Source organism: Sphingopyxis sp., from assembly GCF_016463645.1.
Lineage (GTDB): Bacteria > Pseudomonadota > Alphaproteobacteria > Sphingomonadales > Sphingomonadaceae > Sphingopyxis.
The window spans coordinates 25,515-39,895 of record NZ_JAEMQX010000008.1 but is presented as its reverse complement, the minus strand read 5'-3'; the positions used below and the strand labels follow the sequence as shown (position 1 = coordinate 39,895).

The 14,381-nt window shown below is 66.0% G+C and carries 12 protein-coding genes and 1 riboswitch; of the genes, 2 read left to right on the top strand and 10 right to left on the bottom strand.

Translation table 11 applies throughout. The annotated features are described in order from the left end of the window. Positions 1-9: 9 nt before the first annotated feature. Positions 10-1,020, top strand: coding sequence for a cupin-like domain-containing protein (locus JHC57_RS03925; protein WP_294028739.1), 1,011 nt, complete (start codon positions 10-12; stop codon positions 1,018-1,020). Here the strand turns inward: JHC57_RS03925 and JHC57_RS03920 are convergent. The 10 genes from JHC57_RS03920 to JHC57_RS03875 all read right to left on the bottom strand — a co-directional run bounded on the left by JHC57_RS03920 (position 1,017) and on the right by JHC57_RS03875 (position 11,915). Continuing rightward, positions 1,017-1,709, bottom strand: coding sequence for a hypothetical protein (locus JHC57_RS03920; protein WP_294028738.1), 693 nt, complete (start codon positions 1,707-1,709; stop codon positions 1,017-1,019). The two genes, JHC57_RS03925 and JHC57_RS03920, sit on opposite strands and share 4 nt — an antisense overlap. After that, positions 1,709-2,479, bottom strand: coding sequence for an ABC transporter ATP-binding protein (locus JHC57_RS03915; RefSeq protein ID WP_294028737.1), 771 nt, complete (start codon positions 2,477-2,479; stop codon positions 1,709-1,711). Before JHC57_RS03915 ends, JHC57_RS03920 begins: the two co-directional genes overlap by 1 nt. Further along, positions 2,473-3,474, bottom strand: a complete 1,002-nt coding sequence (locus JHC57_RS03910) for an iron ABC transporter permease (protein WP_294028736.1) — start codon at positions 3,472-3,474, stop codon at positions 2,473-2,475. The genes JHC57_RS03915 and JHC57_RS03910 overlap by 7 nt, the downstream gene beginning before the upstream one ends. Next, positions 3,471-4,325 carry an ABC transporter substrate-binding protein gene (locus JHC57_RS03905; RefSeq protein ID WP_294028735.1) on the bottom strand — a complete coding sequence of 285 codons (855 nt, stop codon included), beginning with the start codon at positions 4,323-4,325 and terminating at the stop codon, positions 3,471-3,473. The genes JHC57_RS03910 and JHC57_RS03905 overlap by 4 nt, the downstream gene beginning before the upstream one ends. Continuing rightward, complete coding sequence (gene cobO, locus JHC57_RS03900) at positions 4,325-4,933, bottom strand: cob(I)yrinic acid a,c-diamide adenosyltransferase (protein WP_294028734.1); 609 nt, start codon at positions 4,931-4,933, stop codon at positions 4,325-4,327. Before cobO ends, JHC57_RS03905 begins: the two co-directional genes overlap by 1 nt. A gap of 176 nt (positions 4,934-5,109) precedes the next feature. Continuing rightward, positions 5,110-5,327: riboswitch (cobalamin riboswitch) on the bottom strand. Between the two features lie 49 nt (positions 5,328-5,376). Next, complete coding sequence (locus JHC57_RS03895) at positions 5,377-6,528, bottom strand: acetyl-CoA C-acyltransferase (RefSeq protein WP_294028733.1); 1,152 nt, start codon at positions 6,526-6,528, stop codon at positions 5,377-5,379. Position 6,529: 1 nt separating this feature from the next. Beyond that, positions 6,530-7,759, bottom strand: a complete 1,230-nt coding sequence (locus JHC57_RS03890; protein WP_294028732.1) for an acetyl-CoA acetyltransferase — start codon at positions 7,757-7,759, stop codon at positions 6,530-6,532. A 1-nt stretch (position 7,760) separates the two neighbouring features. Further along, the gene (locus tag JHC57_RS03885; RefSeq protein ID WP_294028731.1) at positions 7,761-9,452 is read right to left on the bottom strand and encodes a class I adenylate-forming enzyme family protein; all 1,692 of its coding nucleotides are present in this window, start codon (positions 9,450-9,452) and stop codon (positions 7,761-7,763) included. Position 9,453: 1 nt separating this feature from the next. Next, on the bottom strand, positions 9,454-10,950 hold the full coding sequence (locus tag JHC57_RS03880) for a carotenoid oxygenase family protein (RefSeq protein ID WP_294028730.1): 1,497 nt from the start codon (positions 10,948-10,950) through the stop codon (positions 9,454-9,456). Then, positions 10,947-11,915, bottom strand: a complete 969-nt coding sequence (locus JHC57_RS03875) for a nitronate monooxygenase (RefSeq protein WP_294028729.1) — start codon at positions 11,913-11,915, stop codon at positions 10,947-10,949. Before JHC57_RS03875 ends, JHC57_RS03880 begins: the two co-directional genes overlap by 4 nt. A 115-nt stretch (positions 11,916-12,030) precedes the next feature. Here JHC57_RS03875 and JHC57_RS03870 point away from each other — a divergent pair, with 115 nt between their 5' ends. Next, complete coding sequence (locus JHC57_RS03870) at positions 12,031-14,319, top strand: TonB-dependent receptor (RefSeq protein ID WP_294028728.1); 2,289 nt, start codon at positions 12,031-12,033, stop codon at positions 14,317-14,319. The last annotated feature ends 62 nt before the right edge of the window (positions 14,320-14,381 follow it).

Genomic DNA, 14,381 nt, shown 5'->3' with positions numbered 1-14,381 from the left:
GGAGACGGAGTGACGGACACGCTGGAAGAGATATCGGGCAGCGACCGTGCCGCGATCGCGCGCGCGATCGCGGCGGCCGACCGTCCCGTCATTGTCCGCGGCATCGCGGCGAACTGGCCCGCGGTCGCCGCAGCGGGTGCGGGAGACGAGGCGATCGCCGGCTATCTCGCGGCGCGCGACAACGGCAAGCCGCTTACCGTGCTGGTCGGCCCGCCCGAAACCGGCGGGCGCCATTTCTACACCGACGACATGCGCAGTGTGAATTTCCGCAGCGAAAAGATGCCGATGACAGCGCTCGTCGAGCGGCTGCTTGCGCTGCGCGGCACCGCCGATGCGCCGAGCCTCTATGCCGGATCGACCCCGACCCCCGAAAGCGTCGCGAACTTCGCCGCCGAAAATCCGCTGCCGGTCGACACCGGCGTCGATCCGCGCATCTGGGTCGGCAACGCCAGCCGCATCGCGCCGCATTACGACATGGCGGCGAACATCGCCGTCGTCGTCGCGGGGTGCCGCCGCTTCACGCTCTTTCCGCCCGGGCAGATATCGAACCTCTATGTCGGCCCCGTCGAGCGCACGATCGCGGGCCAGCCGACGAGCATGGTCGATCCCGACCATCCCGACCATGCGCGCTACCCGCTCTATGCCGAGGCCGAGCGGCACAAGATGGTCGCCGAGCTCGTACCGGGCGATGCGATCTACATGCCGCCGATGTGGTGGCACCATGTGCGCAGCGAGGGCGCGCTCAATGTCCTCGTCAACTATTGGTTCGGACAGCGGCAGGACCGCTTTCCCTTCGCCGCGCTGATGCTCGCGATGCACTCGATCCGCGAGCTTCCCGACAGCGAACGCGAGGCATGGCGCACCTGGTTCGACCATTATGTCTTCGGCGAGGGCGCGACCCATGCGGTCGACCATCTGCCGCCCCATGCGCAGGGGGTGCTCGGCCCGCCGTCGCCGCAGCGCGACCGGATGATCATCGACTATGTCGTCGGCTTTTGCCGCAGCGGCGGGAGCGGCTAGGCCGCCTTCATCCACACCACGAGCGCGAAGCGTGTCGCGCGCGCGGGCAGGGTGCGGTGCGGGGTGAAGCGATCGAGGAACAGCACCGTCCCTGCCGGACATATGGGCTGCACGCGCGGCAGGCCGGCGAGCCGCCATTCGGGGATTTCGAAACCATCGTCGCCCTCGCTCGCGAGCGGCGCGGGCTGGCGCCCCGCCGCAATCTCCAGCCCGCCGCTTTCGGGCCCGGCATCGCTCAGCGGGATCCACGCGGTCACCGCGACCTTGCCGCATCCGGTGCCGTCGTCGCGTGCGACGTCGCTGTGCCAGGCGTGGCGATGCTCGGGAAAGCAGGCGATGCTCGCGCGAACGCGCGCCATCTTTCCCGACAAGGCGCGGCCGCCGATCCGCCCGGCGGTTTCGATCAATCGTGGATCATTGACGAGCGCCTGCAGTCGCGCCCCGCGATGCGCATCGGTGCAGATCGCGACGCGCAGCAGGTTTGCGACGCTGCGTTCGTGCGCGAACACCCGGTCGATCCGCTCGGCCAGCGGCGTATCGGGGCAGCTTCGGTCGAAGGGCAGATAGAGCGCGCGCGACACGCGATCGATATGTTCGGCGATATCATCGGCTGCCGCGCGGACCTGCGCCGCATCGAACAGCGGCACCGCCACATATCCCTGTTCGGCGAACAGTGTTTCGGCGCTCATTACGCGCGACCGAACAGCGTGATTGTCGGCCACTCGCCGCCCGTCTCTACCTCTGCGTCGATGCCATAAACCGTGCGCAGCCTCTCGGCGGTCAGTACCTCGCCAGGCGTGCCGTCGGCAATGATGCGTCCACCGTTGATCAATAGGAGCCGATCGCAATAGCGCGCCGCGAGCGTCAGGTCGTGCAGCACAGCGATCACCAGCCCGCCGCCTCTCGCTTCGGCGTGGAGCAGCTCCATCACGTCGATCTGGTGCCCGGGATCGAGGCTTGCGAGTGGTTCGTCGGCGATCAGCGCCGGCGCCTCGACCGCGAGTGCGCGCGCGAACAGCACGCGTGCGCGTTCGCCGCCCGACAGTTCGGTCGCGATCCGGTTGCGCAAATCGAGCACGTCGGCGCGCGCCATCGCGCGCTCGATCGCCGCCGTGTCGGTATCGGTGATCCGCGACATCGGCGCGAGGTGCGGCAGGCGCCCAAGCCCGACGAGTCGCTCGACGGTCAGCGGCCAGTGCAAAGTCTGCCCCTGCGGGACATAGGCAATCCGCCGCGCCAGCTCGCCGCGCGGCATCGCCGTCACGTCGATGTCGTCGATCTCTGTCCTGCCGCTGGCAGGCACCAGCGCAAGCATCGCGCGCGCCAGCGTCGATTTGCCCGCGCCATTCGGGCCGACGATCCCGGTCAGCGTGCCGGGGCCGAAGGCGGCGCTGACGTCATGCACGACGGCGCGGCGGCCGAGCGTCACGCCGACATGGTTCAGGGCGATGCTCACCATAGCCGCCGCTCCCGCATCAGGTGGAGGAGGAAGACCGGAACTCCCAGAAAGGCCGTAACCACGCCGAGTTTCAGTTCGTTCGTCGTCGGAATGATCCGGACGCCCAGGTCGGCGAGCGTCAGCAGCGCGGCGCCGCCGATCGCCGAGGGAAGCAGGATCGCCGACGGGCTGCGGTCGGTGAGCGGACGGATCAGGTGCGGCACGATCAACCCGACGAAACCGATCGCCCCCGACACCGCGACCGCGCCGCCGACTCCGATCGCGGTGCCGATCAGCAGCCGGAGCCGCGTCCGCCGAAGATCCGTACCGAGCGCCTGCGCGGCATCCTCGCCGAGCGTCAGCGCATCGAGCGCGCGTCCGTTCCACAGCAGCATCGCGCCGCCGATCGCGATGCACGGCAGCGCGATCCACACATGGTCGAACGACCGGTTCTCAAGGCTGCCGAGCAGCCAGGTCATGATCTCCATCGCCGCGAACGGATTGGGCGACAGGTTGAGCGCGAGGCTCGTTCCCGCCACTGCCAACGTGCCAACCGCGATTCCGGCGAGGATCAGGGTCAGCGGGCTTTCGGCCCGGCCCGACAGGATGAACAGCAGCGCAAGCGACAGCAGCGCACCGCCCGTGGCGAGCAGCGGCAGCATCACCGGGTGCAGCTCGGCGATCCCGAAATAGAGCGCCGCGACCCCGCCCAGTGCCGCGGCGTTCGACGTGCCGAGCACCGACGGCTCGGCGAGCGGGTTGCGCAGATAGCCCTGCAGCGCCGCACCCGCGAGCCCGAGCATCGCGCCGACGCCGAGCGCCAGCATGGTGCGCGGCAGGCGCAGGTCGAAGAGGATGATCGACGCGACCCGGTCGCCGTCGCCGCTCGCGGCGGCGAGCAGCCGCGCCACCGACAGGTCAACCGCGCCGAACAGCAGCGATCCGGCGGCCGCGACCAGCGTGAGCGCCGCCAGCGCCGCGATCAGCAACCAGCGGGGAAGGGCGAAGCGGCTCATGAGCGACTCCTGTCGATCCGTGCGATCTGCGCCGCCATGCTGCGCGCCGCCTGCGTGTAGGCAGGGCTGCCGCACACGGTCCACGCCTGCGGAACGCTGATGCGCGGAATATCCCTGATCGCGGGATGATGCAGCATTTCGCTCCCCTGGTCGGTCACCAGGTCGGTTGCGCTCTCGACGATCAGGAAGTCGGGCCTCGCTGCGACCATTTCCTCGAGACTCAGTTGCGACAGCGGCGGCTTGCCGAGCTTGCCCGCGAGGTTCACCAGCCCGACGCGCCGCATCAGCTCGTCGATCAGCGTGCCCGTGCCTGTCATATAGCCGCGCCGCTGGTAATAGGCGGCGACGCGGCCCTTGCCGGGTCTGGCCAGACCCGCAAGCTCGCGCTGCATCCGCGCGATCAGCGCGGTGCCGCGCTCGGGATGGCCGACCGCGGTCGCCGTCTCGCGGATCGAGGTGTGGATATCGTCGAGTGTGTTGGCAGTGGAAAGGTCGAGCAGCGGATAATCCTGCTTCGGCAGCGCCGCGAGCGCCGCGCTACGGCTCGCCGGCATGCCGATGATCAGGTCGGGTTCGATCGCAAGGATCTGTTCGGCCGAATTGCTGAGCAGCGGAATGCCGCGCGCTTTGGCGGCTTCACCTGACATGGCGGTGTCGGCCGCGTTCTTCGTCAGCCCGGCGATCTGCTGCCGGTCGGCGAGCGCGAGCACCAGCTGGTCGGCACACAGGTTGATCGACACGATGCGCTGCGGGACTCCCGGCGCCTTCGCGTGCGGAGCGGGGGAGGCAGCCGACAAGAGGCTCGTGCCGCCGAGCAGGGCGGCCGCCGCCACAAGGCCGCGCCGCCGCATCAGAACTCGATCCCTTTCTGCGCCTTCACATTCTGCTCGCGGAACGGATGCTTCACCTGCGCCATCTCGGTGACGAGGTCGGCGGCGTCGATCAACGCCTCGGGCGCGTTGCGGCCGGTGATGATCACATGCGTCATGTGCGGCTTCGTGCCGAGCGCTTCGAGCACTTCATTCACCGGCAGATAGTCGTAACGGAGAATGATGTTGAGTTCGTCGGCGATCACCATCGCATAGCCCGGATCGGCGATCATGCGCTTGACCTCTTCCCATGCGGTGCGGGCGACGGCGATATCGCGCGTCCGGTCCTGCGTGTCCCAGGTGAAACCCTCGCCCATCGGCTTGAATTCGATGAGGTCGGGGAAGCGGTCGAACACCGCTTTTTCTCCCGTTGTCATCGCGCCCTTCACGAACTGAACGACGCCGACCTTCATGTCGTGCCCGATCGCACGCACCGCCATGCCCAGCGCGGCCGAGGTCTTGCCCTTGCCGGGACCGGTGTGGACGATGACCAGCCCCTTTTCGACCGTCTTGGCCGCGACCTTCTTCGCCTGCGCTGCCTGGATCTTCTTCATTTTCGCCGTGTGTTCGGCGTCGGTTCGCGTCTTCATTGGAAACCCCCGCACGCCGGCAACGAGGGCGGAGCCTGCCGACGCGCGGACGCAATCGACCGATGCTGGAGTCGCAAGTGGCGTAATGGCCTGCAACCCCGGCACCGAGGCGGCCCCAGCCGCCTGTTCGTCGCTCGACGGAAATCTCCGTGCCGTGGCCTTTCCCTGGGCCTTGGCATTGAGCGACCCACGCCGGCAGGTCTCCTGGCTTGCGGGTCAGGGCTCGATGCACGCCTTCCCAGGTGACCCCAGTGGCTGTCCGCGTCGAAACCCGGACGGTGCATCGCGCTCGCCGCTTACAGTTGCAGGGACAGCCTCGGTTTCGGTGCGATATATCGCCCCTTACCGCGTTCCCTATTAAACCCTTTCGGGCACCGGCGCGATCATGCGCGGGGAAACCCCGCGCGGGTCGGCCATAACGCAGGCGCGCTATTTCGCAACGACTATTGCCGCTCGACGATCATCGCCGCGCCGACGCCCATCGCGCCGGTCAGCACGACCAACCCATGCCGCCCGTCGCACGCGTCGAGTGCATCGAGCAAGGTAGAGGTCAGGATGGCGCCGCTGGCGCCCATCGGATGCCCCTTGGCGAGGTGCCCTCCCGACACGTTGACGCGCGCCGGGTCGACGCCCCGGTCGCGCCGGAATTTCGCCATTGTAACGGCAAAAGCCTCCATGAATTCGATCCGGTCCATGTCGTTCAGCGTCAGCCCGGCGCGCGTCAGCACCTTGTCCATCGCCGCAAACCCCGCGGTCAGCGACGCCGCGGGATCGCCGCCGATCTCGGCAAAAGCGACCACTCGGGCGCGGGGGGCGATGCCCAGTCCTTCGCCGCCGACCAACGCAAGCCCGGCACCGTCGCAGATCGGTGGCGCATGCGCGATGCTGTGGAGCGGTTCGAAGGTCGCGCCTTCGAGCGCGCCGGCATATTGCGCCTGCAGTTCGCCAAATGCGGCGGGCACAGCGGCGAGTGACTCCGCGCTCGTTTGCGGACGAATGCATTCCTCACCCGCGAGCGCACCGGTTGCGATGCGCGAGGCCTGCAGACACCGATCGGCTTCCGCCGCCGCCGCCTTCCGCTGCGAGGTGAGGGCAACCGCATCGAGTTCGGGGCGGGTGATGCCTTCGGCGTGTGCCAGCCGGTCGGCGCCGAGCACTGGCGGCACGAAGCGCGCGCGCGGCGGCAGTTCTTCGTTGGTATAGAAGCCCGCACGGTCGCTCAGAAAGGGCGCCGAACTCATCGATTCGACCCCGCCCGCGAGTGCGACTCCGATCTCGCCGCTAGCGACCTTCGCGACCGCTTGGCCGATCGCCGACAGCCCCGATGCGCAATAATTGTTGAGGCTGTGCGCGGCGCAGGCGTCGGGCAGGCCCGCGTGCAACTTTGCCAGCATCGCGATATGCCCGCCCTGTGTACCGCTCTGCGTAACGCAGCCGAGGATCAACGCCTCGGGCGTGAAGTCGCCGCAGCGGGCGCTGAGCGCCGCCATTTGGCCGCGTACCAGCTCCTGCGGGCCCAGGCCGGCGAGCCCGCCATCAGGCCGCGCCTTGCCGCGCGGTGTGCGCACCGCGTCATAAATATAGACTTCGGTCAAATCAGGTGCCGACGACGAAGCTGACGGCCGTGGTTGCGCTGCCGCCGACGTTGAAGGTTGCGAAGTTACGAGCGCTCTCGACCTGATAGTCGCCGGCGTTGCCGGTGACCTGCCGCCAGCTGTCGAGCAACATCCGCACGCCCGTGGCACCTACAGGGTGTCCAAGGCCGATCAGCCCGCCCGACGGATTGACCGGCAATTTCCCGCCGAGCGCAATGGTGCCGTCCTCGACGGCGCGCCAGCTTTCGCCCGGTTTGGTAATCCCGAAATGATCGATCGCCATATATTCGGTGATCGAGAAACAGTCGTGCACCTCCACCCCGTCGCAGGCATAGATGTCGGGCATTTCGGCGCGGCGCAGCGCGTCCATCATCGCCTTGCGTACGCTGGGGAAGACATAATCTCCGCCGCGGCTGTCCGCGACCTTGGTCGAATAGAGCAGGGGCGCGGTAGCATGGCCCCAGCCTTTGATACGCGGAATGCCGGCGAGCGGGATTCCGCGGCGTTTGGCATAGGCTTCGGCAACCTCGCGCGAGGCGAGGAAGATCGCGGCGGCGCCGTCGGTAACCTGCCCGCAATCGGACTTGCGCAGGCTCCCTTCGATCAGCGGATTGACTTCGTCATTCTCGCCGAGATGATCGTCGGTGACCGCCCAGCCGCGCGTTTGCGAGTTCGGGTTCCTCTTGGCATTGGCGAAATTATTGGCCGAGATGCCGCGCAGATGCGCGCGGTCGAGCCCGAAGCGTTCCTCATATTCCTCGGCGACGCGCGCGAACATGTACGGCCACAGGTAACGCGCCTCCTGCGCCTCGCGCCCCGCCCATGCAGCGGCGCCGAGATATTCGGCGGCGCGCTGGCCGGGGACGTTGCGCATCAGCTCGATGCCGAGCACGAGCGCGAGGCCATAGCGCTCGGCCTCGATCTCGGCCGCGGCGGCGAGGATCGCGATGCTGCCCGAGGCGCAGGCGGCCTCGTGCCGCGATGCGGGGATGCCGGCGAGATCGGGATGGACGTGGCCGAAGAAGCCCCCGAGCTGGCCTTGCCCCGCGAACAGTTCGCCGACGAAATTGCCGACATGCGCGGTCTCGACTTCCCTAGGTTCGATCCCCGTCGCGACGAAGGCCGCTTCGGCGACGTCGCGGAACAGTTCGAACAGGCCGCCGCCCTCGCGTTCGAGGTTGCGCGAGAAGTCGGTCTGCGCGCCGCCGAGTATGAAGACGTCTTTCGCCATGTCAGGCTTCCTTTTCGAGCTTTGCGAGCGCCATGTCGCGGACTTCGCTGCGCATCACCTTGTTGGTGACGTTGCGCGGCAAAGCGTCGAAGCGGAACAGGCGCTCGGGCAGTTTGAACACCGCGAGGTCGTGGCCGCGCAGATAGTCGGCGACTTCGCCGATCCCGACATCGTCGGCGCCGCGCGGGACATAGGCGAGGCCGATACGCTCGCCCATCGTCGGGTCGGGGAGCGAAAAGGTGCAGGCCTCGGCGAGTAGCGGATGGCCGCCCAGAAGCTGGTCGATCTCCTCGGGCGAGATATTCACCCCGCCGCGGATGATCAGATCCTTGCAACGCCCGACGAAGCGGTAGAAGTCGCCGCCCTCGGCGATCTCGAACAGGTCGCCGGTGCGGAACCAGCCGTCGTCGGTAAAGGCCTCGGCGGAGCGGTCAGGGGCGTTGTGATAGCCCTCGAACAGCGTCGGCCCCCGGATCTGCAATTCGCCCGATACGCCGTCGGCCTCGATCGGATCGCCGCCGCCGGGCGGGACGAGCCGGCTCTCGATATTGGGCGCGCGGCCTTCGCCATAGGGGCGCTGATAGGTGCCGCGGCGCGGAAACAGGCTCGCGCGCTTGTCGGGATCGGGCATGTCGCCTTCGCCGGTGATGAAGCTCATCCCCTCGTTCGACCCGAACACATTGACGATGATGATGCCGAGCTTTTCCTGAAAGCCGCGCACCATCGCGGGCGCGAGCGGGGCCGAGCCCGAGGCGATGACGCGCAGGCTCGACAGGTCGACGCTCGCCAGCAAAGCCTCGTTCTGCAGCAGCATGTTGAGCACCGCGGGCGGCGCGATCGTCAGGCTCGGCCGCTCGGTCGCGATCTGCTTGAGGTAGACGCCGGGATCGAAGGGATGGTGCAGCACCATCGTGCCGGCGCTGGTCAGCCAGCACATGGTGATGCCGCCGATGCTCGCCATGTTGATCAGCGGGAAGGGGTTGAGCAGGACATCGCCCGGCCCGACCTTCATCGCCTCGTAACCCGCGCCCGCGACCGCAATCCAGTGATTGTGGCTGCGCGGCACGCCCTTGGGAACGCCGGTGGTGCCCGAGGTCCAGCAGATGGTGAAGATATCGTCGGCATCGACCGGGTTCGCGGCGACATGCGCGGCGAGGGTTTCGGCGTCGCCGGTGGCGGTCGACAGGTCGAGCGCATCCGCCGGGGCATCGGGCCCGAAGGTCATCAACTGGATGCCATCGAGCAACGGCGCTGCGACGCCGACATGGTCGCAACCTTTGACCTGCGTCGAGCAGACGAAGGCTTTCGGCTCAGCGACGCCGATCATGCCCTTCAGCTCATGGCTGCGATATTGCACCGCCGCCGGGCTGACGATCGCGCCGATCTTCGCCGCCGCGAAATAGAGCGCGACGAACTCGCTGATGTTCGGAAGCTGGACGAGCAGCACATCGTCCTTGCCGGTCCCTGCGACTACCAGTGCTCCCGCGAGCCGATCGATCTCGGCCTCAAGCTCTGCATAGGTTAGCCGTCGCGCCGCGCCGAACGCAAAGTCCGCGCGGTTCGGTGCATCGACCAGCGCCAGCCGGTCGGGATGCGCCGCCGCGTTGGCGAAGAACAGGTCAGCGAAATTCTTGTCGCCCCACCAGCCGCTATCCCGATGCCGCCGCCTTTTTTCCTCTCCCGCAACGATCATCTCAGGCGGCCAGCACGCTGTTCGGACCCATGCCGATATCGTCGCCGCTCGCCCACACGGTGTGGGTGCCCGAGCAGATGCGTTCGGGCAGGATGATCCGGCACACCGGCCCTGCCGCGACATTTTTCGCGTCGATCAGCACGCATTCGGATGTGTCGGTTTCGAGGTCGGCGATGAAGGACACGAGATAGCCGTCATCCTCGTCCTTCGCATCGGTGCGCGGGGCGAAGGGCGCTTCGCTGCCGAAGCGGCCCGGCCCGAACTCATATTCCTCGCTCGTTCCGGCATCGAGGTCGTGCTTGACCAGCCCGCGGAACAGGAACCAGCCCGGCTCGGGGATCGCGCTATAGGCATAGCGATAGGGCTTGCCGGCATAGCGATGGTTGAACATGCCGAATTCGAGGTCGCGGTGGTCGAGCCGCTGTTCGGTCGTTTCGCCGGTCTTGAGGTTGAAGCGCCAGCGATGAAGGCGCGGCTTCAGCAATCCCTGGTCGAGATAGGCCATCATCCGTTCGAGCCCCTCGGGCGCGTTCGGATAGGATTTGGGCATCGGCTCTTCCTGATAATAGCCGTCGAGAATGATCTCGTCGCCTTCCTCCCACGCGTTGAGCCAGTGGAGCGTGTAGGTCGGCTCGGCCTCGAACCATCTGATATCCTCGGGACTCCCGTGGCGGGGGATGATCGCGAAGCGCGTCTTTTCGTCGGGATGGAACTGGACGACGTGCAGGTTCCGCTCGAGCAATTCCTCGTTCCAATAGAGCGGCATGTCGTTGAGGATCGTGTAATTCTCGGTGAACGCCATGTCGTGCGGCAGCCGCGGCCCCGCGAGCGGCACCGGGATATAGTGCTTCAGCTTGTTGTCCGCGCCGACGACGCCATAATGCATGTAAGGTGCGTGCTTCGAGTAATTGAAGAACATAAGCTCGCCGGTCGCGAGGTCGACCTTGCAATGCGCCGAAATCCCGTCGAGTGGCACCCAGCTCTCGGTACCGAACTGTTCGAGCGTGAAGGGGTCGAGCCGATAGGCTTCGCCGCACTGGTAGAAGGTCGAGATGATCTTGCCGGCATGGATCGCAACGTCGGTTGAGCTACTATCCTTCAACCACTCCTGCGCCCCCCAGCCGTGGCGCGTCGACTTGTGCGGCGGCTCCATCAGCCCCGCCCACAGCGAGCGGCCGGCTTCCTTTTCGGCTTCGAACCCCTTGGTGCGCACGAACCGGCTGCGATAGCTCGCGCGGCCGCCCTTGAATGAGATCGCGTGGATAAAGCCGTCGCCGTCGAAGGGGTGATAGCGGCCGATCGGCTCGTGAATCTGGTTCTCGCCGGTGCGGACGTAAACCCCGTCGATGTCGGTCGGGATATTGCCGATCACCTCGGCATCGCCGTTCGCGAAGATCGCGTTCCATTCATTATAGGTCGGGCGCCAGGCGTCTTTCATATAGGGATGGTCGTTCGGCTGGATCGTGGTCCGGATCGTGTCGACGAGCTGTGCGGTCATGCGAGGACTCCTTCGGCGGCGGCAAAGCGCGGCCTTGCGGCGGCGGCATCATATTCCCTGACGAGGCGGTCGACGATCTCCGCGACAGGTTCGACTGCGCGGACGGCGCCGACGCCTTGCCCGGCGGACCAGACATTCTTCCACGCCTTCGCGTCGTCCTGTGCGTCCGAGAAATTGGGACGTTTGTCTTCGGGCATATTGGCGGGGTCGTAGCCCGCGGCGATCAGGCTCGATTTCAGCCAGTTGGCGGTCACACCGGTGATACCCTTCGAAGGAACGATGTCCTCGGCGCCCGCCGCGACCACCATGTCCTTGTATGGCTGCACCGCCATGCTCTCGGCGCAGGCGATCAGCGAGGTGCCGAGATAGGCGAAATCGGCGCCGAGTATCTCCGCCGCGCGGACGGCGTGCCCGGTCGAGATTGCGCCGCCGAGGACGAGCGGCCCGTCCCAGAACTGCCGCACCTCCTCGACGAAGGCGAAACCCGCGGTCGCACCGGTGTGGCCGCCCGCGCCCGCGGCGACGAGCACGAGTCCGTCGACCCCGGCTGCGGCGGCCTTGCGGGCAAAGCCGACCGAGTTGACGTCGGCGAAGACGAGCCCGCCGTAGCTGTGGATTTCCTCGACCACCCGCGCCGGGCTACCGAGTGCGGTGATCACGAGCGGTACCTTGTGGCGCACGACGCAGGCGAGATCTTCGGGCAGGCGACTGTTCGACGGATGGACGACCAGATTGACCGCCCATGCGGCCGCTTCGGGCTCGTTCGACAACGCCGCGTCGATCCGGCTGACCCAATTCTCGAGATCGGCCGACGTACGCGCATTGGGGGCGGGAAAGCTGCCGATCACGCCGGCGCGCGATGCCGCGATCACCATCTCCGGCCCCGACACGAGGAACATCGGCGCGGCGATCGCAGGCAGCCGCAAATTGCGCGTCAGCGCTGGTGGAAGGCCGATTTTCGGCACTGTTCTGCTCTCCCGAATTATCTGACTTGCATAACGATACTTAAAGACGATAAGAGTCGCAAGGCCAGAAAAACATCGCGGGGTGAACTCGACGATGGTGGGAGGGAGAGAGATTATGAAGACCGGCTTTGCCATGCTGTTCGCCGCGACCGCGCTCACCGCGCCGGGGCTCGCATTCGCGCAGGACGCCGCCGCGCCGCAGGATCAGGGCGGGCTTGAGGAGATCATCGTCACCGCGCAAAAGCGCGCCGAGGGGCTGTCGGACGTGCCGATCTCGATCTCGGCGGTGAGCGGCAAGCAGGTCGAGGCCTATGGCCAGACCAACCTCGAGCAGATCAGCTCGTCGGTTCCGAACCTCAAGATCACCCAGACCGCCATCGCCAACCGCATCGCGATCCGCGGCATCGCGTCGGGCGACAACAAGGGTTTCGAACAGTCGGTCGCGATGTTCGTCGACGGTGTCTATTACGGCCGCGACCAGCTCTCGCGCCTGCCGCTCGTCGACATGGAGCGCGTCGAGGTGCTGCGCGGGCCGCAGCCGACTCTTTTTGGCAAGAATGCCATCGCCGGCGCGGTCAACATCACGACGCGCAGTCCCACCGACGAATTCGAAGGCTCGGTCAGCGGCCTCTATGAATTCAACCACAAGGAGTTCCAGCTCACCGGGGTTCTCTCGGGGCCGCTCTCCGAAGGCGTAGAGGCGCGCGTCGTCGGTTATCACCGCTCGATGGACGGTTATTTCTACAACCAGAAACTCGACCGCGACGAACCGAACGTCGATGAATATTATTTCCGCGGCAAATTGGAGCTCGATCGCGGCGGACCGTTCGCCGCGGAACTGAAGCTCGAATATGCCGACTTTGAAATGAAGGGGCAGCCGCGCGACGTGTTCGGTGCGGTCGGCAATTACAACACCGTCTTCCAAGGCCCCTTCTTCGTAAGCACCGATCCCGACTATGTCCGCGAGGACAATGGTTATGAGAGCAAGAACAAGGTGTTCGGTGCGACGCTTAATGCCGATCTTGAACTAGGCGAGCACACGCTGACCTCGGTTTCGTCGCTGCTCGACTACAAGACGCGCGAAATCGTCGACGTCGATTTTTCGGGAATCAGCTTCCTCGATGGCACCAACCTGCGTGAAGATTATCGCCAGTTTTCACAGGAACTGCGGCTGACTTCACCGGGCGGCGAGGCGTTCAACTATATAGCGGGCGTCTATTATCAGCACGCCAAGCTCGACGTGCAGGACTTCACCCTGTTCAACCCGACTTTCCTCGCGCTCGGTGCGCCATTCAACGCGCTCGGCGACACGCGCAACGACCGCGATTATGCGCAGAAATCGGACCTGATTTCGGGCTTTGCGCAAGGCGAGCTTTCGGTCACCGACCAGCTTCGCATCACAGCCGGCGCGCGTTTCAACCATGAGAAGAAGAGCGGGAGCCGCACGCTCGCCGTGGTGCAGGGACCGCTCAGCACCGCGCCGGCCGCGGTCGTCGCGGCGGTGTTCCGTGCGCTCAACATCGAGGCGCATAGCATTTCGGGCAAGATCAGCGAGGACAGCTTCAACCCGATGGTCAATGTCCAGTTCGACGCGACCGACGATCTGATGCTCTACGCCTCCTATGCCAAGGGCACCAAGGCGGGCGGCTTCGACATCCGTTCGAACTCGCTGCCGACATCGACCACCGTCGCGAAGCCCGGGGCGTTCGAGTTCGAGGACGAAAGCGCCGACAATTTCGAGGCGGGCCTCAAATACAAGGGCCGCAACGTCGCTTTCAACCTCTCGGTCTATCGGACCGACTATAAGGATCTTCAGGTCAACATCTTCGACGGCACGCTGAACTTCAACGTCCGCAATGCCGCAGAAGCGCGCACGCAGGGCGTCGAGGCCGATTTCCGTGCGGCAGTCGCTGACGGTCTGACGATCAGCGGTGCGGTCGCCTATCTCGACTTCAAATTCTCGAACTTTACCGACGGCCAATGCTATTATCTGCAGACGCCGGGCGCGAACGGCTTCTGCGACTATTCGGGCAAGCGCAACGCGCTCAGCCCCAAATGGTCGGGCAATCTGAACGTCGATTATACGACGCCGGTGACGAGCGACATGAAGGTCGCGTTCAACGTCAACGCCGACTTCTCTTCCTCCTATATCGCGTCGGCGAACCTCGACCCGCGCACGCATCAGGACGGTTATGTGAAGTTGGGGGCGCGGTTCGCGCTGGCGCAGGTCGACGACCGTTGGGAAGTCGCGCTGATCGGCCGCAACCTTACCAACCAGCGCATACTGCAGACTGCGAGCTCGATGCCGCTCGCGACCACGATCACCCGCAATGCCGGCAATGCCTACAACGGCATCGTCGATCGTCCGCGGACGATCGCGGTACAATTGACCGGGCGCTTCTGATGTCGCGGGGAGGACGGTTTTGGCCGTCCTCTATCGCGGAGGTGCCCAGCCTTGTCGATATA

Bases quoted from the DNA above. Each gene is read 5' to 3' on its own strand.
- JHC57_RS03915 (WP_294028737.1), bottom strand. From the start codon at position 2,479: ATGGTGAGCATCGCCCTGAACCATGTCGGCGTGACGCTCGGCCGCCGC.
- JHC57_RS03910 (WP_294028736.1), bottom strand. From the start codon at position 3,474: ATGAGCCGCTTCGCCCTTCCCCGCTGGTTGCTGATCGCGGCGCTGGCG.
- JHC57_RS03890 (WP_294028732.1), bottom strand. From the start codon at position 7,759: ATGGCGAAAGACGTCTTCATACTCGGCGGCGCGCAGACCGACTTCTCG.
- cobO (WP_294028734.1), bottom strand. From the start codon at position 4,933: ATGAAGACGCGAACCGACGCCGAACACACGGCGAAAATGAAGAAGATC.
- JHC57_RS03885 (WP_294028731.1), bottom strand. From the start codon at position 9,452: ATGATCGTTGCGGGAGAGGAAAAAAGGCGGCGGCATCGGGATAGCGGC.
- JHC57_RS03905 (WP_294028735.1), bottom strand. From the start codon at position 4,325: ATGCGGCGGCGCGGCCTTGTGGCGGCGGCCGCCCTGCTCGGCGGCACG.
- JHC57_RS03920 (WP_294028738.1), bottom strand. From the start codon at position 1,709: ATGAGCGCCGAAACACTGTTCGCCGAACAGGGATATGTGGCGGTGCCG.
- JHC57_RS03870 (WP_294028728.1), top strand. From the start codon at position 12,031: ATGAAGACCGGCTTTGCCATGCTGTTCGCCGCGACCGCGCTCACCGCG.
- JHC57_RS03880 (WP_294028730.1), bottom strand. From the start codon at position 10,950: ATGACCGCACAGCTCGTCGACACGATCCGGACCACGATCCAGCCGAAC.